Origin of the sequence: Agrobacterium sp. LR_9 (genome assembly GCF_041954855.1) — a bacterium.
GTDB lineage: Bacteria > Pseudomonadota > Alphaproteobacteria > Rhizobiales > Rhizobiaceae > Agrobacterium > Agrobacterium leguminum.
This window is the reverse complement of the sequence record NZ_JAVAYA010000003.1, coordinates 114,027-140,228: the sequence shown is the minus strand read 5'-3', so window position 1 is coordinate 140,228 and position 26,202 is coordinate 114,027. Positions and strand designations below refer to the sequence as shown.

The 26,202-nt window shown below is 60.3% G+C and carries 27 protein-coding genes; 14 read left to right on the top strand and 13 right to left on the bottom strand.

What is annotated here, in order from left to right; genetic code table 11:
* The first annotated feature begins 235 nt into the window (after nt 1–235).
* From rlmN to RAC79_RS05235, 4 genes are all read left to right on the top strand, one after another.
* Nucleotides 236–1,408 carry a 23S rRNA (adenine(2503)-C(2))-methyltransferase RlmN gene (gene rlmN, locus RAC79_RS05250; protein WP_078052458.1) on the top strand — a complete coding sequence of 391 codons (1,173 nt, stop codon included), beginning with the start codon at nt 236–238 and terminating at the stop codon, nt 1,406–1,408.
* Between the two features lie 109 nt (nt 1,409–1,517).
* On the top strand, nt 1,518–2,471 hold the full coding sequence (locus RAC79_RS05245) for an ABC transporter substrate-binding protein (protein WP_003523186.1): 954 nt from the start codon (nt 1,518–1,520) through the stop codon (nt 2,469–2,471).
* Between the two features lie 107 nt (nt 2,472–2,578).
* Nucleotides 2,579–3,460, top strand: coding sequence for an ABC transporter permease (locus tag RAC79_RS05240; RefSeq protein ID WP_003505036.1), 882 nt, complete (start codon nt 2,579–2,581; stop codon nt 3,458–3,460).
* Nucleotides 3,457–4,251, top strand: coding sequence for an ABC transporter ATP-binding protein (locus RAC79_RS05235; protein WP_065656934.1), 795 nt, complete (start codon nt 3,457–3,459; stop codon nt 4,249–4,251). Before RAC79_RS05240 ends, RAC79_RS05235 begins: the two co-directional genes overlap by 4 nt.
* 39 nt (nt 4,252–4,290) lie before the next feature.
* On the opposite strand, the gene RAC79_RS05230 is transcribed toward RAC79_RS05235, so the two are convergent.
* Together RAC79_RS05230 and RAC79_RS05225 are read right to left on the bottom strand one after the other, a co-directional pair.
* Nucleotides 4,291–4,938: a LysE family translocator gene (locus tag RAC79_RS05230; RefSeq protein WP_374996942.1), complete on the bottom strand. Its 648-nt coding sequence runs from the start codon at nt 4,936–4,938 to the stop codon at nt 4,291–4,293.
* Nucleotides 4,939–5,065: 127 nt separating this feature from the next.
* The gene (locus RAC79_RS05225) at nt 5,066–5,920 is read right to left on the bottom strand and encodes an SDR family NAD(P)-dependent oxidoreductase (protein WP_078052459.1); all 855 of its coding nucleotides are present in this window, start codon (nt 5,918–5,920) and stop codon (nt 5,066–5,068) included.
* A 314-nt stretch (nt 5,921–6,234) separates the two neighbouring features.
* On the opposite strand from RAC79_RS05225, the gene RAC79_RS05220 reads away from it, so the two are divergent.
* Entirely contained in the window at nt 6,235–7,458 is a 1,224-nt protein-coding gene (locus RAC79_RS05220; RefSeq protein WP_125145327.1) for an argininosuccinate synthase, read from the top strand.
* Between the two features lie 55 nt (nt 7,459–7,513).
* Here the strand turns inward: RAC79_RS05220 and RAC79_RS05215 are convergent, their stop codons facing one another.
* Genes RAC79_RS05215 through RAC79_RS05205 form a run of 3 tightly spaced genes read right to left on the bottom strand, consistent with a single transcriptional unit; the run spans nt 7,514 to nt 9,335 of the window.
* Nucleotides 7,514–8,710, bottom strand: coding sequence for a multidrug effflux MFS transporter (locus RAC79_RS05215; protein WP_185740759.1), 1,197 nt, complete (start codon nt 8,708–8,710; stop codon nt 7,514–7,516).
* 5 nt (nt 8,711–8,715) lie between these two features.
* Complete coding sequence (locus RAC79_RS05210) at nt 8,716–9,174, bottom strand: MarR family winged helix-turn-helix transcriptional regulator (protein WP_020813564.1); 459 nt, start codon at nt 9,172–9,174, stop codon at nt 8,716–8,718.
* Entirely contained in the window at nt 9,132–9,335 is a 204-nt protein-coding gene (locus RAC79_RS05205; protein WP_142844378.1) for a hypothetical protein, read from the bottom strand. The genes RAC79_RS05210 and RAC79_RS05205 overlap by 43 nt, the downstream gene beginning before the upstream one ends.
* Before the next feature lie 191 nt (nt 9,336–9,526).
* Between RAC79_RS05205 and RAC79_RS05200 the strand changes: the two genes are divergently transcribed.
* From RAC79_RS05200 to ppa, 4 genes are all read left to right on the top strand, one after another.
* The gene (locus RAC79_RS05200; RefSeq protein WP_142844377.1) at nt 9,527–11,587 is read left to right on the top strand and encodes a M3 family metallopeptidase; all 2,061 of its coding nucleotides are present in this window, start codon (nt 9,527–9,529) and stop codon (nt 11,585–11,587) included.
* A 163-nt stretch (nt 11,588–11,750) separates the two neighbouring features.
* The gene (gene typA, locus RAC79_RS05195; protein ID WP_065656937.1) at nt 11,751–13,571 is read left to right on the top strand and encodes a translational GTPase TypA; all 1,821 of its coding nucleotides are present in this window, start codon (nt 11,751–11,753) and stop codon (nt 13,569–13,571) included.
* A gap of 216 nt (nt 13,572–13,787) precedes the next feature.
* Nucleotides 13,788–14,294, top strand: a complete 507-nt coding sequence (locus RAC79_RS05190; protein WP_003523484.1) for a GNAT family N-acetyltransferase — start codon at nt 13,788–13,790, stop codon at nt 14,292–14,294.
* Nucleotides 14,295–14,463: 169 nt separating this feature from the next.
* Nucleotides 14,464–14,997 carry an inorganic diphosphatase gene (gene ppa / locus RAC79_RS05185; RefSeq protein ID WP_374996941.1) on the top strand — a complete coding sequence of 178 codons (534 nt, stop codon included), beginning with the start codon at nt 14,464–14,466 and terminating at the stop codon, nt 14,995–14,997.
* Nucleotides 14,998–15,102: 105 nt separating this feature from the next.
* Here the strand turns inward: ppa and RAC79_RS05180 are convergent, their stop codons facing one another.
* Together RAC79_RS05180 and RAC79_RS05175 are read right to left on the bottom strand one after the other, a co-directional pair.
* On the bottom strand, nt 15,103–15,414 hold the full coding sequence (locus RAC79_RS05180) for a DUF167 domain-containing protein (RefSeq protein ID WP_174039718.1): 312 nt from the start codon (nt 15,412–15,414) through the stop codon (nt 15,103–15,105).
* Nucleotides 15,411–15,701 (bottom strand): YggT family protein, encoded by a 291-nt coding sequence (locus RAC79_RS05175; RefSeq protein WP_003523487.1) that lies wholly within the window; start codon nt 15,699–15,701, stop codon nt 15,411–15,413. Before RAC79_RS05175 ends, RAC79_RS05180 begins: the two co-directional genes overlap by 4 nt.
* A gap of 246 nt (nt 15,702–15,947) precedes the next feature.
* Here RAC79_RS05175 and RAC79_RS05170 point away from each other — a divergent pair, with 246 nt between their 5' ends.
* Entirely contained in the window at nt 15,948–17,180 is a 1,233-nt protein-coding gene (locus RAC79_RS05170) for an MFS transporter (RefSeq protein ID WP_080856839.1), read from the top strand.
* Nucleotides 17,181–17,192: 12 nt separating this feature from the next.
* On the opposite strand, the gene RAC79_RS05165 is transcribed toward RAC79_RS05170, so the two are convergent.
* From RAC79_RS05165 to hemC, 6 genes are all read right to left on the bottom strand, one after another.
* A complete protein-coding gene (locus RAC79_RS05165; RefSeq protein ID WP_080856838.1) occupies nt 17,193–17,924 on the bottom strand; it encodes a glutamine amidotransferase in 732 nt (243 codons plus the stop codon).
* Complete coding sequence (locus tag RAC79_RS05160; protein WP_080856837.1) at nt 17,914–18,402, bottom strand: TerB family tellurite resistance protein; 489 nt, start codon at nt 18,400–18,402, stop codon at nt 17,914–17,916. Before RAC79_RS05160 ends, RAC79_RS05165 begins: the two co-directional genes overlap by 11 nt.
* A gap of 14 nt (nt 18,403–18,416) precedes the next feature.
* Entirely contained in the window at nt 18,417–20,033 is a 1,617-nt protein-coding gene (locus tag RAC79_RS05155; protein WP_174039717.1) for a heme biosynthesis protein HemY, read from the bottom strand.
* 4 nt (nt 20,034–20,037) lie between these two features.
* Complete coding sequence (locus RAC79_RS05150; protein WP_174039716.1) at nt 20,038–21,489, bottom strand: COG4223 family protein; 1,452 nt, start codon at nt 21,487–21,489, stop codon at nt 20,038–20,040.
* Between the two features lie 73 nt (nt 21,490–21,562).
* Nucleotides 21,563–22,303, bottom strand: coding sequence for a uroporphyrinogen-III synthase (locus tag RAC79_RS05145; RefSeq protein WP_174039715.1), 741 nt, complete (start codon nt 22,301–22,303; stop codon nt 21,563–21,565).
* A 4-nt stretch (nt 22,304–22,307) separates the two neighbouring features.
* Entirely contained in the window at nt 22,308–23,237 is a 930-nt protein-coding gene (gene hemC, locus RAC79_RS05140) for a hydroxymethylbilane synthase (protein WP_174039714.1), read from the bottom strand.
* 73 nt (nt 23,238–23,310) lie between these two features.
* Here hemC and tsaD point away from each other — a divergent pair, with 73 nt between their 5' ends.
* The 4 genes from tsaD to RAC79_RS05120 all read left to right on the top strand — a co-directional run bounded on the left by tsaD (nt 23,311) and on the right by RAC79_RS05120 (nt 26,198).
* Complete coding sequence (tsaD, locus tag RAC79_RS05135; protein WP_174039713.1) at nt 23,311–24,408, top strand: tRNA (adenosine(37)-N6)-threonylcarbamoyltransferase complex transferase subunit TsaD; 1,098 nt, start codon at nt 23,311–23,313, stop codon at nt 24,406–24,408.
* Nucleotides 24,408–25,391: an NAD(P)H-dependent glycerol-3-phosphate dehydrogenase gene (locus RAC79_RS05130; RefSeq protein ID WP_078052371.1), complete on the top strand. Its 984-nt coding sequence runs from the start codon at nt 24,408–24,410 to the stop codon at nt 25,389–25,391. Before tsaD ends, RAC79_RS05130 begins: the two co-directional genes overlap by 1 nt.
* 63 nt (nt 25,392–25,454) lie before the next feature.
* Nucleotides 25,455–25,748 carry a YciI-like protein gene (locus RAC79_RS05125; RefSeq protein WP_003523501.1) on the top strand — a complete coding sequence of 98 codons (294 nt, stop codon included), beginning with the start codon at nt 25,455–25,457 and terminating at the stop codon, nt 25,746–25,748.
* A gap of 6 nt (nt 25,749–25,754) precedes the next feature.
* Entirely contained in the window at nt 25,755–26,198 is a 444-nt protein-coding gene (locus RAC79_RS05120; RefSeq protein ID WP_003523502.1) for an EVE domain-containing protein, read from the top strand.
* Nucleotides 26,199–26,202 lie beyond the last annotated feature (4 nt).

The window sequence follows — 26,202 nt, the reverse complement described above, 5'->3', positions numbered from 1 at the left end:
GGTCATGGACCGGCCATTTGCGTTTTTGCTTGTTTGATGCTAAAGGCGCGGCAACGTTGACAGGCGGACGCGCGAAAAGTGCTCCGCCTTTGATTTTCTCGACATGCAGACGATTTTCCGCCTATCCGACAGGCTGGTCGTGCGATGCATGGAATGGTGGGATAGCGTGATGTCCGTAATGCAAGCCCCTGCCGGCCTGGCAGTCAAAACCCCGCTGATCGCCAATAGCGATCTGATGTCCGGCAAGCCGTCGCTGATCGGCCTGACGCGTGAGGACATGGGCGAGGCACTGGCCGAGATCGGCGTGCCGCAGAAGCAGGTGAAGATGCGCGTCAGCCAGTTGTGGAACTGGCTTTATGTGCGCGGCGTCTCCGATTTCGACAATATGACGAATGTCGCCAAGGAGCTTCGCGAGAAGCTGAAGGCGGCCTTCACCATCGCCCGCCCGGAAATCGTCGAGGAGCAGATCTCCAATGACGGTACCCGCAAATGGCTGATGCGGTTCCCGCCGCGCGGTGCGGGACGTCCGGTCGAAATCGAGACGGTTTATATTCCCGAAGAGGGTCGCGGCACGCTGTGCATTTCGAGCCAGGTGGGCTGTTCGCTGACCTGTTCCTTCTGTCACACCGGCACCCAGCGCCTCGTGCGCAACCTGACGGCTGAGGAAATTCTCTCCCAGCTTCTGCTGGCCCGTGATCGGCTCGGCGATTTTCCCGATGGTTCGACGCCGGTTGGCGCTTATGTGCCGAGCGAAGGCCGCAAGGTCTCCAACATCGTGATGATGGGCATGGGCGAGCCGCTCTATAATTTCGAGCATGTGAAGACCGCGCTTCTGATTGCCACCGATGGCGATGGCCTGTCGCTCTCCAAGCGTCGTGTCACGCTCTCCACCTCGGGTGTTGTGCCGGAAATCTTCCGCACCGGCGATGAGATCGGCGTGATGCTGGCGATTTCGCTGCATGCGGTGCGCGACGAGCTGCGCGACATGCTGGTGCCGATCAACAAGAAATATCCGCTGAAGGAACTGATCGAAGCCTGCCGCAAATATCCGGGCCTCTCCAACGCCCGCCGCATCACCTTCGAATATGTGATGCTGAAGGATGTGAATGACAGTCTGGAAGACGCCAAGATGCTGGTGCAGCTTCTGAAGGGTGTTCCGGCCAAGATCAACCTCATTCCGTTCAACCCATGGCCGGGCACGAACTATCAGTGCTCGGACTGGGCGCAGATCGAGAAGTTCGCCGATTTCATCAATCAGGCGGGTTATGCTTCGCCGATCCGCACGCCGCGCGGCCGCGATATTCTCGCTGCCTGCGGCCAGCTGAAGTCGGAATCCGAGCGCATGCGCAAGACCGAAAGGTTGGCTTTCGAGGCGATGATGATCGCCAACCATGGCGCGGATGACTGAATAAGCCGCAATTGCCGCCTGAAAGCTTGTTTTGCAGCGGTTCTCCGATTGATTTCGGGCTGTCTTGTTCCTAAGAAGACGAAAACAGGGAACCAACAGGAGGATATCCATGCGCGCATTCATTCTGGCTCTCGCTGCCGCGAGCGCCCTCGTTCTGCCGGCCAAGGCTGAAAACGTCACCGTCGCCGTCACCGCCATCGTTGAACATCCGGCGCTTGATGCCGCCCGTGATGGTGTCAAGGCCGCGCTTGCCGAGGCTGGTTACAAGGAAGGCGAGAACCTCAAGTTCCTTTATGAGTCCGCGCAGGGCAATCCCGGCACCGCGGCGCAGATCGCCCGCCAGTTCGTAGGCGATGCGCCCAACGTCATCGTGCCGATCTCGACGCCGTCCGCGCAGGCCGTCGTTGCCGCCACGCGCGACATTCCGGTCGTCTTCACGGCGGTTTCCGATCCGGTCGGCGCACAGCTCGTCAAGGACATGCAAAAGCCCGGCCGCAACGTGACCGGCCTTTCCGACATGCTGCCGGTTGGCGAACATCTGGCGCTCATCAAGGAAATCTCGCCGAACGCCAAGTCGATCGGCTTCATCTACAATTCGGCCGAGGCCAACTCCGTTTCGACGCTGGCCCTCTTGAAGGCCGAAGCCGAGAAGGCGGGTCTCAAGGTTGTTGAATCCGTCGCCACCAAGTCCGCAGAAGTGCAGGGCGCAACCCGCGCACTGGTCGGCAAGGCCGATGTGATCTACGTTCCGACCGACAACACCATCGTTTCCGCTTTCGAAGCGGCTGCCGGCGTTGCATCCGAAGCCAAGATCCCGCTTTACGCCGCCGATACGGATTCCGTCGCCCGCGGTGCGGTTGCCGCCCTCGGTTTCAACTATTTCGACGTTGGCAAGCAGACCGGCGCCGTCGTCGTCCGCATTCTCAAGGGTGAAAAGCCGGGCGATATTCCGGCAACCGTTGCTGTCGGCACTGATCTGGTGATCAACAAGAAGGCCGCCGAAAAAGCTGGCGTTACCTTCCCGGAAAGCATCACCAAGCGCGCCACCAAGGTCATCGACTGAACCGAAACCAGACTGAATAACGGGCGGCGGCAAATTCGCCGCCCGTTTTACGTGGCACGAGATGGTGCCCGTCTCCGCCTGATGGCGGCAATAACAAGGACATTACCGTGAGCCAAATCGCCTTCTGGGGTGCCGTGGAGCTGGGACTGGTCTTCGCTTTCGTGGCGATCGGCGTTTATCTCGCTTTCCGGGTGCTTGATTTTCCTGACCTGACCGTGGACGGTTCGTTTCCGCTCGGCGCCGCCGTGGCTGCCGTGCTGATCATCGCCGGTCTAAATGCCTGGGTTGCGACGGCGATTGCGATGGTGGCCGGTGCCGCCGCCGGCATCGTGACCGCGACGCTCAACGTTCGTTTCAAGATCCTCAACCTGCTTGCCTCGATCCTGACGATGATCGCGCTGTTTTCCGTCAATCTGCGCGTGATGGGAAAGCCGAATGTCGCGCTGCTCAATCAGGATACGATGATCTCGCCGTTTTACGGCCTCGGCCTGTCGGAATATCTGGTGCGGCCGCTGTTCGTCGGCGCGCTGGTGCTGATCGCGGTCATTCTGGTCTGGCGTTTTCTTGAAAGCGATGCGGGCCTTGCCATGCGCGCGACGGGTGCCAATGCCCGGATGGCGCGGGCGCAGGGCGTGAAGACCGGCAACCAGATTTACCTCGGCATGGCGCTTTCGAATGCGCTGGTCGCTCTCGGCGGCGCGCTGTTTGCGCAGACCAACGGCTTTGCGGATGTGACCTCCGGTGTCGGCACCATTGTCGTCGGCCTTGCCGCCGTCATCATCGGCGAAACGCTGTTCGGCGCGCGTGGCATTCTGATCGCGCTGATCGGCTGCGTTTTCGGCTCCATCGCCTATCGTCTCGCCATTCAGCTTGCCCTGTCGAGCGATGTGCTGGGCCTCAAGGCGTCCGATCTCAATTTCGTAACGGCGGTATTGGTGGCAATCGCATTGATCCTGCCCCGACTGCGCCGCGGGGGAGCAACATCGTGATTTCCCTTTCCGATATCCAGGTTGTCTTCGGTCGCGGCACGCCGCTGCAGAAGCAGGCGCTCTCCAAAATCGACCTCACCATCGACGATGGCTCCTTCGTCACCGTCATCGGTTCCAATGGCGCCGGCAAATCGACGCTGCTCGGCGTTCTGGCGGGCGATGTCTTGCCGACGGCGGGCAAGGTGATGATCGGTGGCGCCGATGTTACCCGCAAACCGACCGCCAGCCGGGCTGGGCGGGTGGCGCGGGTGTTTCAGGACCCGCTGGCGGGCAGCTGCGGCGCGCTCACCATTGAGGAAAATCTGGCGCTGGCAGCTTCGCGCGGCGAGCGTCGCGGCCTTCTGCCGGCGCTTGGGCGCGGCCGTCGGGATTTCTTCAAGGAACGCATTGCCTCGCTCAATCTCGGGCTGGAAAATCGTCTGAAGGACCGTATGGACCTTCTGTCCGGTGGCCAGAGGCAGGCGGTCTCGCTCGTCATGGCGACACTGTCCGGCTCGGATGTGCTGCTGCTCGATGAACATACGGCTGCTCTCGATCCCGGCATGGCCGAATTCGTGATGGAGCTGACCCGTAAGGTCGTGTCGGAGCGCAAGCTGACGACGCTGATGGTTACCCATTCCATGCGTCAGGCGCTGGATTATGGCACTCGCACGATCATGCTGCATGCCGGTGAGATCGTGCTCGACGTCTCCGGTGACAGCCGCAAGGATCTCGAGGTCGAGGACCTGATTGACATGTTCCGCAAGATACGCGGCCAGAAGCTCGACGATGATGAGTTGCTGATCGGTTGATTGTAAAAAGGCGCCGTAAGGCGCCTTTTTTGTTTGCCGTCAGCGCGCCTGCGTGAAGAAAATCTTGACGGCAAAAAGCGAAAAGACGCCGGCGATCGTATAATCCAGTCCGCGCAGAATTTTCCGGTTGCGTTGCAGCCAGGCTGAAAGAACATCTGCGGCGATCACGATGCCGATGCCGATCGGCAGCGCGACGATGATCGACCAGATGCCGAGGAAGATCAGCTTGCCGCTTACATGCGGGTCGGATGCGCTGACGAATTGCGGCAGAAAGGTCATGAAAAAGATGATGATCTTCGGGTTCAGCAGGTTCACCCAGATGCCGTTCAACAGCGCTGATTTCAGCGAGGACTGCGCTTTTTCGCCGGTGCTTTTCACCATCACGAAATCCGAGCCCTTGCGGATCGCCTGAATGGCGAGCCAGACCAGATAGGCGGCCCCGCCGGTCTTCAGGATCATGAAAGCCGTCGGCGAAGCGACGATGAGGGCGGCGACGCCGAAGGCGACGAGCATCGTGTGCACGGTAATGCCGATATTGGTTCCCAGAAGCGTCATGAAACCCGCCGTCCGGCCCTCGCGCAGCGAGCGGCTGATCCACAGCGTCATGTCAGGCCCCGGCGTCACCGCCAGAAGCAGAATGGCGATGGTGAAGGCGATCAATGTTGGCAGGCCTGGAACGAAATCCATCGCGGCACCCGTAAATCTGGAGGTTGCCGTGCTTAACGCGATTTCGCGTTTCTGCCAATGTTTTTGAGCGCCAGTGCATCGGCGCGAGAGGCCGCCGCAACGGTCACATCGCGGCGGCCCGGAACATTCAGTTTTTCAGGAAGCTGGTGAAGGCGGCGGAATATTCCGTGTGCCAGCGCGACAGCGGCGGGCGGTTCTGGACGATGTCATAGGCCGCCCAGAGAATGCGTTTTTCATCCGTCGGGCGGTCCACCTCGCCATCCGGGCAGAGAATGTAGAAATCACCGCGGCCGATGCTTTCGACCATGAAGTCGACGGTCTGTTCGCCGGTCCATGCGCCCTCCGGCTTTTCCGTTCTGCCATGGGCGGTGAGGCCGGTGAAAACGTAACCGGGGATCAGCAGATGGGCGGAAACCGAGCCGTTCGGAATATTGCGCAATTCGTGCTGAAGCGCTTCCGTGAAGGTTTTGACGCCGGATTTCGAGACGTTGTAGGCGGGATCGCCGGGAGGTGTGGTGATGCCCTGTTTCGAGCCGGTATTGATGATGAGTGCCGGCTCGCCATGGGCGATCATGCCCTGGCCGAAAACGCGGCTGCCGTTCACGACGCCCATCAGATTGACGTTGATGATTTTTTCCCAATTGGCCTGCGGCCCGAAGATGGCGCTGCCGGGCTGGATGCCGGCATTGTTCATGAGGACGTGCACGCGGCCGAAACGCTGGATGACGGCGCGTTCCAGCGCCTCAAGCTCATCGAGTTTCGAGACGTCGGTCGGGATGGCGACGATCTGCGCTTCGCCGTCCTTTGCGACGGCCAGGATATCCGCATGGGCTGCGGCAAGCCTGTCGCCGTCGAGATCGACGAGCACGACACTCATGCCGAAACCGGCGAATTTGCGGGCGGCGGCAAGTCCGATGCCGGATGCCGCACCGGTGATGACAGCGACATTATCTTCCTTGAATGCGGGGTGGATGGTCGTCATAGGTTTCTCCTTCGCGTCGTTTCGGCTGTTTCCAGCGGTTTGCAACGTTGCCTGAACCTGAGTGGCTTCATTCACGGTCTTCAAGTCGATCGCGCCGCTTATGATAAAGCGCGAATTTTCATAATGCATGTGACAATTGCTTCGTTCCCATCGATGCGCCCGGTCATCGACCGCTGTCGTACCCGCCCATCAATTGTTTTGTCGCTTATCTCACGGAAAAGCGCTTCACACATTTCGGGTTGCACTGTAAAAGTGCCGAAATCCCAAGGAAATGGCGGTGTCCCAATGCCGTCATCATGCAGATGGACATCACTATGGCACTTCCGAAAGACGTTAAGAAAGTCGTTCTCGCCTATTCCGGCGGTCTCGACACCTCGATCATCCTGAAATGGCTTCAGACGGAACTCGGCGCGGAGGTCGTGACCTTCACCGCCGATCTCGGCCAGGGCGAAGAACTTGAGCCCGCGCGCAAGAAGGCCGAGATGCTGGGCATCAAGGAAATCTTCATCGAGGACGTCCGCGAAGAGTTCGTGCGTGATTTCGTGTTCCCGATGTTCCGCGCCAACGCCGTTTATGAAGGCGTCTATCTGCTCGGCACCTCCATTGCCCGTCCGCTGATTTCCAAGCACCTGATCGAAATCGCCAAGAAGACCGGCGCCGACGCCATCGCCCATGGCGCCACCGGCAAGGGCAACGACCAGGTCCGTTTCGAGCTTTCGGCCTATGCGCTGAACCCGGATATCAAGATTATCGCTCCCTGGCGCGACTGGACGTTCAAGAGCCGTACCGACCTCTTGAACTTCGCCGAACAGCACCAGATTCCGGTTGCCAAGGACAAGAAGGGCGAGGCGCCTTTCTCGGTCGACGCCAACCTGCTGCACTCCTCTTCCGAGGGCAAGGTTCTGGAAGATCCGGCGCAGGAAGCACCGGAATATGTGCATATGCGCACCATTTCCCCGGAAGCCGCGCCCGACAAGGCAACCGTCATCAAGATCGGTTTCCGCAAGGGCGATGCCTGCTCTATCAACGGCGTCGAAATGTCGCCGGCGACGCTTCTTGCGACGCTGAACAACTATGGCCGCGAAAACGGCATCGGTCGCCTCGATCTGGTCGAGAACCGCTTCGTCGGCATGAAGTCGCGCGGCGTTTACGAGACGCCCGGCGGCACCATCCTGCTTGCCGCGCATCGCGCCATCGAATCCATCACGCTTGACCGGGGTGCAGCCCACCTCAAGGACGAGCTGATGCCGCGTTACGCCGAGCTCATCTATTACGGCTTCTGGTTCTCGCCAGAGCGCGAAATGCTGCAGGCGCTGATCGACAAGAGCCAGGAACATGTGGAAGGCGAAGTGACCCTGAAGCTCTACAAGGGCAATGTCATGGTAACCGGCCGCGAGAGCGCCAAGTCGCTCTATTCCGACGCTCTGGTGACCTTCGAGGACGACCACGGCGCTTATGACCAGAAGGATGCGGCAGGCTTCATCAAGCTCAACGCGCTGCGTCTTCGTACGCTCGCAAAGCGCAATATCAGCAAGTAATTCTGCTGGAATGGACATAATGAGACCCCGCTGGCGGCGACGCCGGCGGGTTTTTTCATGTCTCTCGTCTGGAGACGATGCGGAAGCCGATATAGCTGGCGATTGCGGTGAATTCCATCACGGGGATGATGATGCCGAAGCCGGTCAACGGCGAACCGATAAGCGAGGCTGCGGCACCGCCCGCAAACCCCGACCCCATCTGAATGAACCCCATCATCGCCGATGCCGAGCCGGCAATATGTGGGAATGGGGCGAGGGCCGCCGTCACCATGGATGGCGTCAATAAGGCGATGCCGACCGTCGCCACCGCCACGGGTCCCATGATCGAAAGAAAGGATGGCGGTATCAGGAACACCGACAGCAGGATAAGGAGACCGCCTGTTCCCGAAAAACAGAGGCCGAGGACGACCGAACGGCGGTCGCCCAGCCGCGGTGCGATATAACGCAGGGCGATGGAGCCGAAGAAATAAGCGCCGGTCTGCATCAGCATGCCGATGCCGAAGGCGGTGGGTGTCATGCCGACCTTGTTGATGAGGATGAAGGTCAGCATCGTCGCCTGCGCATAAAGCGCGCCGATGGAACCGCCGAGCACCAGTGCGGCCAGAAGAAAACGCGGCTCGGTGAGCAATGTCCCATAGGCCGACAGGAGGCGGTGCGGGCGGATCAGGTTCTTGTCCGGGCTCGTCGTCTCGCGCAGGAAGACCACGACGGAGAAGATGGCGATGGCCCCGAGGCCGGCCATGAGGAAAAATACCGATTGCCACCCGAAAGCCGTAAGCGAAAGCCCGCCGATGGTAGGGCCCATGGCGGGGCCAACGGCCAGCATGATACCAATGAGGTTCATGATGCTGGAGGCTTCGGCGCCCGTGAATTGATCGCGCACGATGGCGCGCGCCACCGTCATGCCGACGGAGGCGCCAATGCCCTGAACAAGCCGGGCGAAGAGCAGCACTTCAATTGTTGGCGCGAAGATCGCCAGCAGTCCGCCGCCCAGAAAGATGGAGAGGAAAACGAGGCTCGCCTTTCGCCGACCGAAGGCATCGGATGCCGGGCCGGCGAGCAGCTGGGCGATGGCGAAACCGGCGAAGTAAAGCGAGAGGCTGAGTTTGACGGCGGATTCCGTGGTGGAGAAAACCCGCGTCAGTTCCGGCATGGCCGGTGTGTAGATCGCCATGGAAATCGGCGCCAGCGCCGTCAGCAACGCACCGAGTATGGCCGTGCGCTTTCTGGACATGATCGTTTCTGGCGACATTGCGATCAGCAGCTCTGGCCCGGCTGTTCCGGCTGGAGATTGTTGCGAAGGGTCTGCAGGAAGCTGCGGAAAAGCGCGACTTCTTCTTCGTTCAGGCCCTGCGTGGCGTGACGGACGAGTTCATCGATTTCCTGGCGCACGGCTTCCAGCATGTCGGTGGAGTTTTTTGTCAGCACGATGCGCTTGGAGCGCCTGTCCTGCGGGTCCTGCTGGCGTTCGATGAGATCGAGAGATTGCAGCTTGTCGAGATAGGCGCAGATCGTCATCGGCTCGATGCCGAGCCGGGCGGCGATATCCGACTGTTTGCTGCCATCAACGACGGCAACCGTCAGCAATGCGCGCGCTTCGCCGGGCGTCAGGCCCAGTCCGGCTTCAGAAATTCGGCGCTCAAACGCACTGTTCAGCAGGCGTGCGCCGCTGTTCAGTAAAAATGCCAATGAGTCTTTTTCGCGTTTAGTGCCCATGCTTCGCCTTTTCGTAAGTCAGCCTTACTAAAATCCCGGCGATAATCAATGGCGCATAAATCATATTGTTGAAAATCGAGTAAAGTATGTGTCAGTTCGATTGCGTTACGGTCGGCAACATAAACGACGATTGTTACGCCAAAGCAAAGAAGATCGGACATCCCGGTCCATATCGTCGGTCAAGTCCCTTACACAGGTCACCTGCCATCGGTATCCGGCGTCTGTGCCGGCAGTTGGGGCAAAAGCAAAAATCAGGTCGCAGCCAATCTTCCTTACACCAAAGTCCGGCATTGAATTGCCGGTGGAGGCGTGCCCATATGGGCTTAAACCGGAATCGTTCAAGGAAGATGAAATGCCATCCAAGACCGCGCTTTATCCCGCACTCGTTGACTGGAACGGCCACAATGGTCTGCCGAAATTCGATGCGGTCAGGGATGAGGATTTCGCTCCGGCCTTCGATGCCGCCCTTCTGTCCCACGAACAGGAAATCGATGCTATTGCCGGCAATGCTGAGGCCCCGAGCTTCGAAAACACCGTGACCGCGCTCGAAATCGCCGGAGACGATCTTTCGCGCATTTCGGCGCTGTTCTGGAACAGGGCAGGCGCCAATACCAATGGTGTGATCCAGGCGCTGGAGCGCGAGATCGCACCGAAACTGTCGCGGCACTATTCGAAGATCGGCATGAACGAAGCGTTGTTCAAGCGCATCGATACATTGTGGGAAAAGCGCGGAACGCTTGGGCTGACGGGTGAGGAAAGCCGCGTCCTTGAGCGGCACTGGAAGGGTTTCGTGCGCTCCGGCGCCAAGCTGCCGAAGGACCGGCAGGAACGCTTGGCGGCGATCAATGAGGAGCTTGCGGGTCTCGGTGCGAAATTCGGGCAGAATGTGCTGGCGGATGAAAAGAACTGGAAGCTTCTGCTTTCCACGGAAGAGGAACTTGCCGGTATTCCCGGTTTCCTGCGCGACGCGATGGCGGGTGCGGCCCGTGAGCATGGCGCGGACGGCAAATTTGCCGTCACCCTTTCCCGTTCCATCATCGAGCCTTTCCTGACCTTTTCCGAACGCCGCGATCTGCGCGAGCAGGCCTTCAGGGCCTGGGTGGCGCGCGGCGAGAATGGCGGCGAGACCGACAATCGCGATATCGTCCACCGCACGCTCGAACTGCGCGAGGAAAAGTCAAAGCTTCTCGGTTACGCGAATTTCGCCGCCTACAAGCTTGATGACACGATGGCGAAGACGCCGGATGCCGTGAACGGCCTTTTAGGGCAGGTCTGGGAAAAGGCCGTGCGCCGTGCGGGCGAGGAAGAGGCCGAACTGGCCGCAATCATCGCCGAGGAGGGCAGGAATCACGAAGTGCTGCCCTGGGACTGGCGGCATTATGCCGAAAAGTTGCGGGCACGGAAATTCAGCTTCTCCGAGGCGGAGTTGAAGCCTTATCTCCAGCTCGAAAAGATCATCGAGGCCTGCTTCGATGTGGCCGGGCGGCTGTTCGGGATTCGGGCGGTCGAAGTCAAAGGCGTCGCCGCCTATCACCCGGATGTGCGGGTTTTCGAAATCCGCGACGAAAAGGGCGGTCTGAAGGCCATGTTCCTCGGCGATTATTTCGCCCGCCCCTCCAAGCGCTCCGGCGCGTGGATGAGCTCCTTCCAGTCGCAGCACAAGCTGCCCTTGAAGAACGGCACGGTCGGAGAAATTCCGATCATCTACAATGTCTGCAATTTCGCCAAACCAGCCGAAGGCAAACCGGCGCTGCTTTCGCTCGACGATGCCCGCACGCTTTTTCACGAATTCGGCCACGCGCTGCATGGCATGTTGTCAAATGTCACTTACCCCTCCGTTTCCGGAACGGGCGTCTCGCGCGATTTCGTCGAATTGCCGTCGCAGCTTTACGAACATTGGCTGACGGTGCCGGAAATTCTGGAAAAATACGCCCTGCATTATGACACGGGCGCGCCGATGCCGAAGGCGCTGCTGGACAAGGTTCTGGCCGCGCAGACCTTCAATGCCGGTTTCAGCACGGTGGAATTCACCTCGTCGGCGATTGTCGACATGGCGTTCCACACGCGGGAAAACGTGAGCGATCCGATGGTTGTGCAGGGTGAGGTGCTCTCCACCCTGAACATGCCGAAGTCTATCGTCATGCGGCATGCGACCCCGCATTTCCAGCACGTTTTCTCCGGCGATGGATATTCGGCAGGCTATTATTCCTACATGTGGTCGGAAGTTCTGGATGCCGATGCCTTTTCGGCCTTCGAGGAAACCGGCAATCCCTTCGATGGCGAGATGGCGCGCAAGTTGAAAGACAATATCTATTCCGTCGGCGGTTCCATCGATCCGGAAGAGGCCTATCTTGCTTTTCGCGGCAAGATGCCAAGCCCGGACGCCATGCTTTTGAAGCGTGGTCTGGCATAAGGGTCCGGTATAAAAGACTGTCATATTTCTGAGCTAGAACCTGAGTGCAGGGGGCTTATGACAAGGCCCCCCCTTTCGCATTTGCAAAAAAAAGGTTATGAGCGCGCCAAACTAAATTGGCGTTTCTCATTAATATAGCGCCCAACCTCAGAGATTTTGAACAATGGCACTTCGCAACATCGCGATCATCGCGCACGTTGACCATGGAAAAACGACGCTCGTGGACGAGCTCCTGAAGCAGTCCGGCTCGTTCCGCGACAACCAGCGTGTCGCCGAGCGCGTGATGGATAGCAACGATCTCGAAAAGGAACGTGGCATCACCATTCTCGCCAAGGCGACCTCGGTGGAGTGGAAGGGTGTCCGCATCAACATCGTCGACACCCCCGGCCACGCCGACTTCGGCGGTGAAGTCGAGCGTATCCTGTCGATGGTGGACGGTGCGATCGTTCTGGTCGATAGCTCGGAAGGCCCGATGCCGCAGACCAAGTTCGTGGTCAGCAAGGCGCTGAAGGTTGGTCTTCGCCCGATCGTCGCGATCAACAAGATTGACCGTCCAGATGGGCGTCATGAAGAAGTCATCAACGAAGTCTTCGACCTCTTTGCCAACCTCGACGCCACCGACGAGCAGCTCGACTTCCCGATCCTCTACGGTTCCGGCCGTGACGGCTGGATGAACGTCAACCCGGAAGGTCCGAAGGATCAGGGTCTTGCGCCGCTGCTCGATCTGGTTCTTGAGCACGTTCCGGAGCCCAAGGTAGAAGAGGGCCCGTTCCGCATGATCGGCACGATCCTTGAAGCCAACAACTTCCTCGGCCGCATCATCACCGGCCGCATCGCGTCCGGTTCGATCAAGCCGAACCAGGCTGTGAAGGTGCTTGGCCAGGACGGCAAGACAATTGAAACAGGCCGCATTTCCAAGATCCTCGCCTTCCGCGGTATCGAGCGCACGGCAATTGAGGAGGCCCATGCGGGTGACATCGTCGCCATCGCCGGTCTTTCCAAAGGCACCGTCGCCGACACCTTCTGTGATCCGTCGGTTACCGAGGCGATGCAGGCACAGCCGATTGACCCGCCGACCGTCACCATGTCGTTCATCGTCAACGACAGCCCGCTGGCTGGCACCGAAGGCGACAAGGTTACGAGCCGCGTTATCCGTGACCGCCTGTTCAAGGAAGCAGAAGGTAACGTTGCGCTGAAGATCGAAGAAGCCGAAGGCAAGGATTCGTTCTTCGTTTCCGGTCGTGGCGAATTGCAGCTGGCGGTTCTGATCGAAACCATGCGTCGCGAAGGCTTCGAGCTTGCCGTTTCGCGTCCGCGCGTCGTGATGCACAAGGATGAGAACGGCACCCTCTTGGAGCCGATCGAAGAAGTCGTGATCGACGTTGATGAAGAACATTCCGGCGTCGTCGTCCAGAAGATGTCCGAGCGCAAGGCTGAAATGGCCGAGCTTCGTCCTTCCGGCGGCAATCGCGTTCGTCTGAAGTTCTATGCGCCGACCCGTGGCCTGATCGGCTACCAGTCGGAGCTTTTGACCGACACGCGCGGTACGGCGATCATGAACCGTCTGTTCCACGACTATCAGCCCTTCAAGGGCCAGATTGCCGGTCGCGTGAACGGCGTTCTCTTGTCGAACGGTTCGGGTGAAGCTGTTGCTTACGCCATGTTCAACCTGGAAGATCGTGGCCCGATGATCATCGAGCCGGGTGAGAAGGTCTATGCCGGTATGATTATCGGTATTCACTCTCGCGATAACGATCTCGAAGTGAACGTGCTGAAGGGCAAGCAGCTGACCAACATCCGCGCTGCCGGCAAGGATGAAGCCGTGAAGCTGACGCCGCCGATCCGCATGACGCTCGATCGCGCGCTTTCCTGGATTCAGGACGATGAGCTGATGGAAGTGACGCCGAAGTCCATCCGTTTGCGCAAGATGTTCCTGGACGCCAACGATCGCAAGCGTTTTGAAAAGGCCAAGCTCGCTGTCTGATTGCGGCTTGTCGTTATGAATTTGAAAGAACCCGGCCTTGAGCCGGGTTTTTTTATGCGTTCGTTTTTATGTGTGCATGAGTCGAAAGGTGCTTGTGCCAAAGGTTAAGGATGCGTTAATTTTTATCGGTCGTCCACATGAATAGGCTGTGGGTAAGCTTGCCGGCGTTAACCTTTATGACTGGTAAGTTTCCGTGGCCGGGGCCAGAATCGCGTTATGAAAACGTTATCCATCGATGTTCGCCGTGCTGAACCGCATGATGCGCGCGCCATTTCCGAGGCGCACCGTCTGTCGTGGCAACAGGCCTATGCCGGCCTTATCCCGCATCGGCCGTTGACGCAGATGCTCGAGCGTCGTGGAGAAGTTTGGTGGAAAAAGGCAACCAAAGGCTCCGCAACCATGCTGGTGGTAGAGGTGGCCGGTGTGGTCGCCGGATATGCGACACTGGGCCTCAGCCGGGCACGCGGGCTGCCGCAGGACGGCGAGATATACGAACTTTATCTCCGGCCGGAATATCAGGGCATCGGGCTTGGCTCGCTGCTGTTTACGGAAGCGCGCAGACTGCTGACCTCGCTTGGCTGCAACGGCATCGTTGTCTGGTGCCTTGAAGACAGCGATGTGGCCAACCGCTTTTTCCGCTCTCACGGTGGCCGCGATATCGCCGAAGGCATGGAAGATTTCGACGGCAAGTCGCTTCGCAAGGTCGGTTTCGTCTGGAACTGACAAACAATGCCGGGTGATTTGGCCTCGGGTTCATTCTCGCGGCCGGCCATGCGCAATTGCGATAGCCTCAAATCCCGCATTCTGCCTTATCCGCTCAAAGCCATGTTGCAATGCGGCGACTTTCCCAGTATCGAAAAACCAAATCCAACCCGTCGAATGAGGGAAGCGAATGCGTATCGATGCAATTTCCATAGGCAAGAATCCGCCGGATGACGTGAATGTCATCGTTGAAGTGCCGGTCGGTGGACACCCGATCAAGTACGAGATGGACAAGGATGCCGGTGCGCTGATCGTCGATCGCTTCCTCTACACGCCTATGACCTATCCGGGTAACTATGGTTTCGTGCCGCACACCCTGTCTGACGATGGCGACCCGATCGACGTTCTCATCTGCAACACCCGTCCGCTGGTTCCGGGCTGCGTCATCAATGTCCGTCCCATCGGCGTGATGATCATGGAAGATGACGGCGGCAAGGACGAGAAGATTCTCGCCGTGCCGGTTCCGAAGCTGACGCGCCGTTACGACAAGGTCCACAACTACACCGACCTGCCGGAAATCACGCTGAAGCAGATCGAGCACTTCTTCGAGCACTACAAGGATCTGGAGCCCGGCAAGTGGGTGAAGATGGGCGGCTGGCAGGATGTCGACGTCGCCAAGAAGCTGATCGTCGAAGCCATCGAGCGCTACAAGGCGCAGGGCTGATCTAAAGCATGTCTCCCAAAAGTGTGCAGCGGTTTTGGGACCTAGACATGCTTGAAAACAAAGATTTAAAGCGCGTCGCATGAATCAGATTAAACGCGATGCGCTTTAGTTTTCGAGCTTTTTGAATAGCTCTTCGAAATCCTCCGGGTCGGTGTCGATCCGGAGGATTTTTTTACGCGCCGTTTCGCCTGAAACAAAGCTGATGGAGGATTTCGGCCGGCCGAGTTTTTTCGCCAGCAAAACAATCAGGGCTCTGTTGGCCTTGCCGCCTTCCGGCACGGCGCTGACGCGGGCCTTCAGATGCGCGTTTCCCTCCGCATCCTTTTCCACGCCCTCGATGGCGTCCCGCCCGCCATTCGGTGTGAGGCGGACGGTCAGGCGGACATGGTCGCTATGCTTCTGCCAGCAGGCGCTCAAGCGACCATCGGGTAAAGCGTGTTCCACATGAAGGAGCGGATGAAGAAGATGATCAGGAGCACGATGATCGGCGAAATGTCTATGCCGCCGAGATTGGGCAGAATGCGGCGGATGGGGCGCAGAACCGGTTCCGTGACATTGAACAGAAAGCTGCCGATGGCGTTCACGAACTGGTTGCGGGAATTGATGACGTTGAAGGCGTAAAGCCAGGAAAAAATAGCGCTGGCGATCAGCACCCACGTATAGAGGTTCAAGGCCAGATCGATGGTCTGAAACAGGGCAAGCATCAATATCTCCGTATCTTGGTTGCAAGACATTTAGACATTGAACCGTGAACCGGCAAGTGTTGCGCCAGATCGTAGTGATCTTTGATCTGATCGACCGGCGATCATCACAATCTGGCTCGTGGCTTTGCAGCGGGATTTCAGACGAAAACCGCTCACACTTTTCGTCATCCCGTCAGTGAGGGCTGGTGATTCCTGTGATATCGCTCTATTGCAAAGCTCTCATATTGTCTCGCGAGCACCCAGCCGATGTCCCTCCCTTCCGCCGAAAACCGTTTCGGTGCATTCCGGCACAGTTCCTATCGCCGCTTTTTCAGCGCCCGGTTTTTTTCGGCCTTCGCCATCCAGATCGTCAGCGTCTCGGTCGGCTGGCAGATGTATGAGGTGACCGGCAACGCCTTTTATCTCGGCCTGATCGGTCTTTTCCAGTTTCTGCCGTCGCTGCTTCTGATCCTCGTCACCGGAACGGTCGCCGACCGGCACAATCGTCGGCGCATCATGTCCATATGCCTGCTGATTGCGGCGCTGTGCGCTGCCGCTCTTCTGGGTCTTACGCTGACGCACAGCTTTTCCCCCTGGCCGGTCTTCGCCATTCTTGTCGTCTTCGGCATAGAGCGCGCCTTCATGGGGCCGGCGGTTCAGTCGCTGGCGCCCAATCTCGTGCCGGTAGAGGATTTGCCGAACGCCATCGCCTGGAATTCCTCTTCGTGGCAGATGGCGTCCATTCTCGGTCCCGTCGCCGGCGGCCTGCTTTATGGCCTCGGTGCTTCCGTCGCCTATAGTGTGGCATTCGTGCTCTTCATCGTATCGGCGGCGCTTGCGGTGACGATCCGCAAGCCGGAACAACGCGGCCCGGCAAAAGCCATCAGTCTCGAAACCATGCTCGCCGGGTTCAAATTCATCGCGCAGGAAAAAATCGTTCTCGGTGCGATCTCGCTCGATCTTTTCGCGGTGCTGCTGGGCGGCGCGGTGGCGCTGATGCCGATTTTTGCCAAGGAAGTGCTGACGCTCGGGCCATGGGGCCTCGGGCTTCTGCGGGCAGCACCCGGCATCGGGGCCATCACCGTTGCGGTCATTCTGGCCTTCAAGCCCATTCGTCACCACGCCGGTCTGCTGATGTTTACCGGCGTCGGCCTCTTCGGCATCTCCACCGTGGTCTTCGGGCTTTCGCAAACCGCGTGGCTGTCCATCGCCGCGCTGGTGGTCATGGGCGCATCCGACATGGTATCGGTTTATGTTCGCGAGACCCTGATCGCGCTGTGGACGCCGGATGAGGTGCGCGGGCGTGTGAATGCCGTGAACATGGTGTTCGTCGGCGCATCGAACGAGCTGGGCGAATTCCGCGCCGGCACCATGGCGCATGTCGTCGGGGCCGTACCGGCCGTTGTCATCGGCGGGGCGGGCACGCTTGCTGTGGCGGTTATCTGGGCGCTCGGTTTCTCCAGGCTGCGCAAGATCGACAATCTGGATGCGCCGCACTGACGGCCACGGGCCTCAGCGCTGCGCCTTCCCCTCAAAAACGAGATCGAGGAAATTGCCCAGCCAGGCCCTGAGCGGCGTGTCGAACAGCATGCGGCCTTCCAGATGCTGGCTGCCCACCTGCGCATTGGGCATGCCGAAGCGCTGCGCGCCGCGCACCACCCAGCTATGCATCATGGCGCGGGTCAGCTCGGCGTGAAACTGCAGGCCCCAGGCATTTTTTCCATAGCGGTAGGCCTGATTGGGATAGGTCTCGCCGGAGGCCAGAAGTTCGGCTCCGCGCGGCAGCTCGAACCCTTCCTTGTGGAAATGATAGACCATCTTCGGCCAATGCGGCATCAGAAGCCGCCCATGTTCGGTGGCATGAAGCGGATACCAGCCGATCTCCACCTTGCCCTCCCTGTCGGGCTCCACCTTGCCGCCGAGATGTTTGGACAACATCTGCGCGCCGAGACAGATCCCGAGAAAGGGCTTGTTTTCCTTCAGCGGCACCTTCAGCCAGTCGATTTCGGCTTTGACGTAGTCATGAGAATCGTTAGCGCTCATCGGGCCGCCGAAGATGATGGCGCCCGCGTGTTTCTCCAGTGTCTGCGGCAGGTCATCGCCGAGTGCAGGGCGTCTTATATCCAGACGATAGCCTTTTTCCACAAGCATTTGGCCGACGCGGCCGGGCGTGGAACGTTCCTGATGCAGGACGATGAGCAGCGATGGTTGTTTTCTCTGTTGCCTGGAAGGGTCAAACAGCATCGTCGTCGTTTTCGCTTTCTTCAGCGGGCCCGGACCTCGTGGCGGCCTGCTGACGTTGCAGAACCCTGTCGCGCACGGATACACCAAGCAGGTCGGCGACTCGCCAGATCACATGGTCTTCCATTTCGCTTCGTTCGCCGTCAGCGTAAACAATATCCCATAATATGCCAATAAGCTCCACACGCTGCTCTTCATCGAGATGGCGGCGTATATCGGTGGTGAAGCGGTAATAATCGACGGCTTCCTTGCCGGCCTCCTGGCCCGCGGCGAGAAGCGCGTCCAACTTGCCGGCATCGAGATGGTAATAATCCTGCAGGATTTCGCGCAGGCGGTCGCGCTCGCTTTTCGAGACGGTGCCATCCGCTTCCATGACCTGGAAACAGAGGGCGGCCACCGCCACCCTCAGATCGTCCGGGCTGAAATCATCCCCATGCGGGCCGACGAGGTTCTGAATAAACGACTGTATTTGCTGGAACATCGATATCCTGTTCGTCAGAAGAGTTTGAGCCGGGTCTTGGGTTCGGCTTCCGCACCGGGTTTCTTGACGCCCGGATCATCCGGCGCGCCGCCGAAAAACGGCACGGCTTCCGCCTTTTCATCCGTGACATCGGTTTCCACTGGCGCTTCGATTGTGACCGGCTTTTTCTCCTGCGGGACCGATACGGCCGGCTTGACCTCGATCGGTGCGGCCGGGGCCGGTTTCGGTTCGGCGGGCGTCTCCGGCGCGGCTTCGACAATAATCGTCTTCGCGGCCGGTTCGGCCCGTGCAGGCGCTGCGGCAATCGCGTTTTCGATTGTCAGGTCTTCAACGGGCGCTTCGAGCTGGCCGAAAGGCGCTTTCCATTCGAAAGCATCGAGACGTCCGGTGACCGGCGAGACCGGCAGCCATTTTTCCGAAACGATGCCGTCGGCCACCCAGGCGGGGTCGCGCGGCGCGCGCAGCGCCTGCGCCATCCAGTAGCGTACACGGCCCTGATCGCCGGTTTCGGCCTCCTCGATATCGGCCATCAGCAAGAAGATGCTCTCGCGCGGTTCGATCCGGGCGGCGGCCTCGGCCTTGGCTCGCGCCTTGGCGAATTCCTTGGCGTCGAGCGCTGCCTGCGCCACGGCGAACAGAGATTCGATGTTGTTGGGCTTCAGGCCCTCAAGCCGCTCAGCCCGTTTCAACCGGTCGATGGCGGTATCGCCGCTGCGTGCGCGGACATAAAGTTCGGCGATCTGCGGGTGCGGATCGTTCTTCCAGACGGGCTCCAGAACCGTGGCTGCCTTGCGCAGATTGTCTTCCCGGAGATAGGATTTCGCCGCGATCAGCGCTGCCGGAACCAGGCTCCTGGCAAGCTTGAGAGCGTGCTTGGCATCCTCGCGCGCGCCAACGGGATCGCGTTCCAGCTTTTCGCCGGCCTTGGCAGTAAGAAGCACGGCTTTCAGACGTTCCGCCTCACCGCGTTCGATAACGCCGGCCGCCTTCTGCTGGTCGAGCAGGCGGATGGCATCGTCCCACTGTCCGTTGCGGCAGCGGTTTTCCAGCGTCGCCTGCGCGGCCCAGGGCAGATAGGGGGCCTTTTCCGCTGCATCCTCGGCATATTGCTGGGCGGCTTCATAGGCGCCCTGACGGCGGGCCTCGATATAAAGGCCGCGAAGGCCAAGTTCGCGAGTCTCGGGATCGCGGGCCATGGCTTCGAATTTGCGCCGCGCCTCGTCATATTTGCCTTCAATCAGGTCAGCCTGTGCATCGAGCAGATGGATCAGCGGCTCCTGATCGGCGCTGAGCAACCCTTGAGTACGGGCCGTCATCTTGCGGGCGAGGATGGCATTGCCGGCCCCGGCGGCTATGAGCCCGGTGGAGAGCGCCTGATAACCCCGGTCGCGCTTGCGGGCGCGGAAATAACGACGGGCGGCATTGGGCGAGGTCCAGATCGCATTGACGATCCACCAGACCAGCATGACGGCGGCGACCAGCGCCGCGATGATGGAGGCGGCGACCATCAGGCTCATTTCGATCAGCTGGCCCTGCCAGACGATGGAAAGGACGCCAGGCCTGTCGGCCAGCCAGGAGAAACCGAAGCCGAGAGCCAGAACGATAACGGCGAAAGTCAGAATTCTGGTCATGCCCTTACCCCTGCCTGCCGGTGCTGGTGATGGCGCGGTTCAACGTGCCGCCGACCAGATTCTCGACCTCGATGCGCGCATCCAGCGATTTCTTGTAATCGGTGGATGCCGTCTTGGCGGCATCGGGAAGCCCGTTCCATTCAAGTGCTGCGCCCTGCAGATCGCCGTTGCGCAGCTTGTTTTCCATGCGCGCGATCTTGGCCTCAGAGGTTTCGCCCTCGATATTTCCGACCGGACGCACCTTTACCAGCGAAAAAGCGCTTTCGGTCAGGCGTTCCATGATGCCCTGATTGGGGTCAGGCTGGTTGATCGCGGAAAGCATCGCATTGGCGACGTCAGGGAATTTCTGCATCAGCTCTGAGCGTGACGGCACACCGGTTGCGGCGAAGGATTGCAGCGATGCGATGGCCGGATCGTCGGGCGTTACCTTGGACAGTGTGTCGAGTTCCGTCAGGAACGGCCCACCGCGATCGATCGCGGCCTTCAGCGCCGCGGAAGCGATGGCGCGGGCGACTTCGATATCGTCGCGCGGCTCGTTGATCTTGGCTTCCGCATCCGCAAGGCGGCGTGTCAGTTCCGCCGTCGCCGATGCCTGCGCGGATCGCTCCGACTGGAGGGTGGATTCCAGCGCGGCGATTTTTTCCGACAGCCCATCCACCTGCGGTGCCTCGCCCTTTGCGCCTTCGAGGGTTGCGATGCGCTGTTCCAGCGCGGAGGTGTCGCCGACCGGCGCATTGGCAAGCTGCTGCCGCAAGCTGCCGAGATCGGTTTTCAGTGCGGCGATTTCTTCGCTTCCCGCCCTGCCTGCATTGAAGGAGGGCAGGATGCCGGCATATTGCATGCTGCCGGCGGCGGCGAGCGCGACAAGGCCGCCGACGATACCTGCCGCGATCAGGCCGGAGGTCGCGGCCTGTTTGCGCTCCTCCTGCTGCGGTGTGGAGGGCTTTGCCGGCCCCGAGGAGGAGGAGGTCGCCGTCGTTGGTTTTGCAGCGGTGGCGCTGCTGGACGCTGTGGAGCCGAAGGCCGGCTTCGCAGCAGCTGCTGCAGCCGTGCTCTTGTCAGTCGTGCCCGTCGACGGTTTTGTATCGGCTTTAGGCGAAACGGGGGCCGGCGAGACGGGGTCTTTCTGCCTGTCTGCGGGCTGCTTGTCTGCGGCGCTCTCAGCCTTCGGTGCCGTGGCTACGGATTCCGGTTTGCCGACATTGGGTTCGGGCTCGATAGGGGTTTTCTTGGGCTGGTCCCAGATGGGGGCGGGGTTTCCCGTTGCGGCTGCTTCGGGCTTTGTCTCCGAAACACCCGGCTCTGCGGTGGCCTCAGGTGTTTTGTCACCGGGCTTTTCGTCCGTCTTGGCAGCGTCCACGTCAGCGGAAATTGCTTTCACGTCTTTGGCGTCCAGGTCGATGGTGACCGGTTCGGCTTTGGACTTGGAGTGGCGTGGCGGCTTTCCCGATACCATGACAACCTCATTTCTGCCTGCAGTAATCTAAACCTAGTCAGTGACGGCGGCAAAGGAAAGAGGCGAGCTCGAATTAGGTTCCAGAGTTGTGGCGTAGAAGTTCGAACATCGCGGCCTCGCTCGGTTCTTCGGCGGCCTTGGCGTTTGCGCGGAAGATTTCCGGAACGAGAGAAAACACGTTGCGGCTGATGCAGATGAATTGTGTCGTTGCCAGCGCCGCCACGTATTTTTCCGTCGATACATGATGAAAAAACGCCCGCGCCGCTTCCGATGAATAGAGCAGGACCACATCGGCAGCGCTTTCGACAAGCGCCGTCTCTAGCATCGTCTCCGAAATGTCGGAGGGCAGCATCTCGTAACAATCGACCGTTCTGATCGGAATGCCGGCGGCGGTAAGGCCTTCCTCGAAGACGGCGCCACGGGGCCTGCCGGCGAGATAAAGCAGGGGCTCTTCTTCGGAAAATAGAGTCCGGTGCTCAGTCACCAGCGCGGTCAGACTCACGGCGTCGCCGGAGGCGGTGAAAATCCGTTCGAAGCCTGTTTTTCCCGCCGCTTCCGCCGTTGCTCCGCCGACGGCGAAAAGCGGTTTTGACAGATAGGGAGCCAGCCCGTCCCGTGATGTTTCCAGCGCCCGCAGCGCCTCGGCACTGGTCACCGCGATGGCCGCCAGCGGGGCGGATAGCGCCGAGACGGCGCGTTCGCCATGATGGGCGGGATAAAACAGCGGAAGAAGCACCGGCGCATGGCCAAGCGCTTCAAGCTTTGCGGCTGTCCTTTCGCCCGAACGCTGCGGCCGGGTGACGACGATCCGCATCGGCTCAGCTCCAGCCTTCGAAGAAATTGCTGCCCGCCTTGGCGCGCACGTCTTCGCCGGCCTGCCGGCCGAGCTTTGCCGCATCGCGGCGGTTGCCGGAGATTTCGATGCCGTGGCTCGTCTGGCCATCGGGAGTGAGGATCAGGCCGGAAAAATGTAGTTCCTCACTATGGCAGGTGGCGTAGCCGGCAATCGGCGTGCGACAGGAACCATCGAGGGCTGCCAGAAAGGCGCGCTCGCATGTGACGGCATCATGAGTGGGCCTGTCGTTTATGGGTGCGAGCAGTTCGTCCATGCGCGTATCGCCGATGCGGCTTTCCACGCCGATTGCGCCTTGGGCCGGAGCAGGAGGGAATTCCTTCGGGTCGAGAATTTCCGTCGGCACATTGTCCTTACCAAGTCTCTTCAGGCCAGCAAAGGCGAGAAGCGTCGCATCCGCCTGGCCTTCCTCCAGCTTGCGCAGGCGGGTATCGACCTGACCGCGGAAGATGATAACGTTCAGATCCGGCCGCAGGCGGCGGATCAGCGCTTGGCGGCGCAAGGATGCGGAGCCGACCACGGCGCCCTGCGGCAGCTCCAGCAGCTTCGGTGCGGTGCGGCCGATGAAGGCGTCGCGTATGTCTTCGCGCGGCAGGAAAGCGGACAGATAGAGCCCTTCGGGCAGAAGGGTCGGCATGTCCTTGGAGGAATGCACGGCCATATCGAGTTCGCCGGATAGAAGCTGGCTTTCCAGCTCCTCGGTAAACAGGCCCTTGCCGCCGATCTCCGACAAAGCACGGTCGGTTATCCGGTCGCCCTTGGTGGACAGCACGACGATTTCGAACATTTCTTCCGGCAGGCCATGCGCCGCCATCAGCCGGTTGCGCGTCTCGTAAGCCTGCGCGAGCGCCAGCGGGCTGCCGCGCGTGCCGATTCGGAAAGGTTTTGTTTGCATCCGCGTCTATCCATTGTTACCGGAGTTGTCTTAGACCAACTCAGCGCATGATCGCAATGAACGAACAGATTTGATGACCCCCTTTCTTCGTATCCTCGGCATAGAGACAAGCTGTGACGAAACCGCTGCATCCATTGTGGTTCGGCATGCGGACGGCCATGGCGAGATCGTCTCCGACGTCGTTTTGTCGCAGCTTGAGGAACACAGCGCCTATGGCGGCGTGGTGCCGGAAATTGCCGCGCGCGCCCATGTCGAGGCGCTGGATACGCTGGTGGAAGAAGCGCTGGAGCAGGCGGGCGTGACCCTTGCCGATGTCGACGCCATCGCCGCCACCTCCGGCCCCGGCCTCATCGGCGGCCTGCTGGTGGGCTTGATGACGGGCAAGGCCATCGCCAAGGCGGCCGGCAAGCCGCTTTACGCCATCAACCATCTGGAAGGCCACGCGCTGACGGCGCGCCTCACCAACGGTCTGTCTTTTCCTTATCTGATGTTGCTCGTCTCCGGCGGCCATACCCAGCTGGTGCTGGTGCGCGGCGTGGGCGATTATGAGCGTTGGGGCACCACCATCGATGACGCGCTGGGGGAGGCCTTCGACAAGACCGCGAAACTTCTGGGCCTGCCCTATCCGGGCGGGCCTGCGGTCGAGAAGGCGGCGGCGAAGGGTGATCCGAACCGCTTTCCGCTTCCGCGTCCCATGGTCGGCGAAGCACGGCTCGATTTTTCCTTTTCCGGCCTGAAGACGGCGGTGCGGCAGGCGGCGACCGCCATCGCGCCGCTTTCCGAGCAGGATATTGCCGATATCTGCGCCTCGTTCCAGAAAGCGGTGTCGCGCACGCTCAAGGATCGGATCGGCCGCGGCCTTGCCCGTTTCAGCCAGGAATTTCCGCATACAGAAAACCAGCCTGCTCTGGTCGTCGCCGGCGGCGTTGCCGCCAATCAGGAAATCCGCCAGACGCTGCAATCGCTTTGCGATACCCATGGCTTCCGCTTCGTCGCGCCGCCGCACCGGCTCTGCACCGATAATGCCGCGATGATCGCCTGGGCGGGGCTGGAGCGCATGGCGGACGGCCGGGACCCCGATCCGCTCGAAATCCCGCCGCGCTCGCGCTGGCCGCTGGATGGCAGCGCGGAGACATTGATAGGTTTCGGTAAAAGGGGAGCCAAGGCCTGATGCAGCGGGAGAAAATCGTCGTCATCGGCGCCGGCGCCTTCGGAACAGCGCTTGCTGTGGTCATCGCGCTGGAAAACCGGCATGACGTGACCCTGCTCGGCCGCGACCCATCGCTGATGGCCGACCTCAGGAGCGACCGCGTGCACGAGGCGGCCCTGCCGGGCGTCGATCTGCCAGATGCGCTTGAATTTTCCGCCGAGCCAGATGTGCTGGCGGGCGCCGGCATCGTCCTCTTCGCCATGCCCTCGCAGGCTCATGCCGATGCGGCCCGTCAGTACGGTCCTTATCTGGCTAATGACTCAATCATTGTTACCTGCGCCAAGGGTATCGACCGCAGCTCCGGCCGGCTGCTGACGGAACTTCTGGAAGCGGAACTGCCGCATCATCCGATTGCGGTTCTGTCCGGTCCGGGCTTTGCGGCCGACATAGCACGGGGCCTGCCAACGGCCATGGCGATTGCGGCGGAAGATGCGGTGATAGCCGAGCGGCTTGCGACCACGATTTCCGGTAAGACCTTCCGGCTTTATGCCTCTACCGACCGCATCGGCGTGCAGCTTGGCGGGGCGCTGAAGAACGTCCTCGCCATTGCCGCCGGCATCGTCGAAGGCGCGGGCCTTGGCGATTCCGCCCGGGCGGCGTTGATTTCGCGCGGCCTTGCCGAAATGTCGCGTCTCATCGTTGCGATGGGCGGGAAGGCGGACACGGTGCGCGGCCTCTCGGGCCTTGGCGATCTCGTGCTGACCGCCACCAGTCACCAGTCGCGAAACCTGCGTTTCGGTATCGCGCTCGGACGGGGTGAGGGCAAGGACATGTCCGGCGGGCTGGTGGAGGGCGCTTTTGCGGCAGCCGTCGCCGCCCGGCTCGGGGAAAGTCACGCTGTCGACATGCCGGTTACCGAAGCGGTGGCCGCTATCATCGACGGCAATCTGGATGTGGCGAGCGCCATGCAACAATTGATGACACGGCCCATCACCACCGAATGAGGGCGGGTCTTCGCTCCAAACCGCTGACGCGTTTGGAAGAGATGTTTTAACGAGGAGACGAAAATGCTGTTTGCCTTTATCTGCAAGGACAAGCCCGGCCATCTGAATGTGCGCATGGAAACGCGCCCGGCGCATCTGGAGCACCTGAACAAGCTGAATGCCGAGGGCACGCTGAAGATCGCCGGTCCGTTTCTGGATGCCGAAGGCAAGCCGAACGGCAGCCTCGTGATCGTTGACGCCGCCGATATCGATGCCGCGAAGGCTCTTGCCGATGCCGATCCCTACGCCAAGGCCGGCCTGTTCGAAAGCGTTGACGTGAAGCCCTATAATTGGGTCTTCAACAATCCGGGAGCATGACCGGACATGGCGAATTACTGGCTTTACAAGTCCGAGCCGTTCAAATGGTCCTGGGAAATGCAGAAGGCCAAGGGCGAGGCGGGCGAAGAATGGACCGGCGTGCGCAATTATCAGGCGCGCAACAACATGCGCGCCATGAAGATCGGCGACAAGGGTTTCTTCTATCACTCCAATGAGGGGCTGGATGTCGTCGGCATCGTCGAAGTCTGCGCATTGTCGCATCCGGACTCGACCGCCGAAGGCGATCTGAAATGGGATTGCGTGGATATCCGCGCCGTGTGCGACATGCCGCAGCCGGTTTCGCTGAAGGATGTGAAAGCCAATCCGAAGCTGGCGAAGATGTCGCTTGTCACTTCCATGCGGCTTTCCGTGCAGCCGGTGACGGAAGAGGAATATCTCGAGGTCTGCCGCATGGGGGGTCTGGCCAACCCACCGAAGTCACCGGACTGATGCT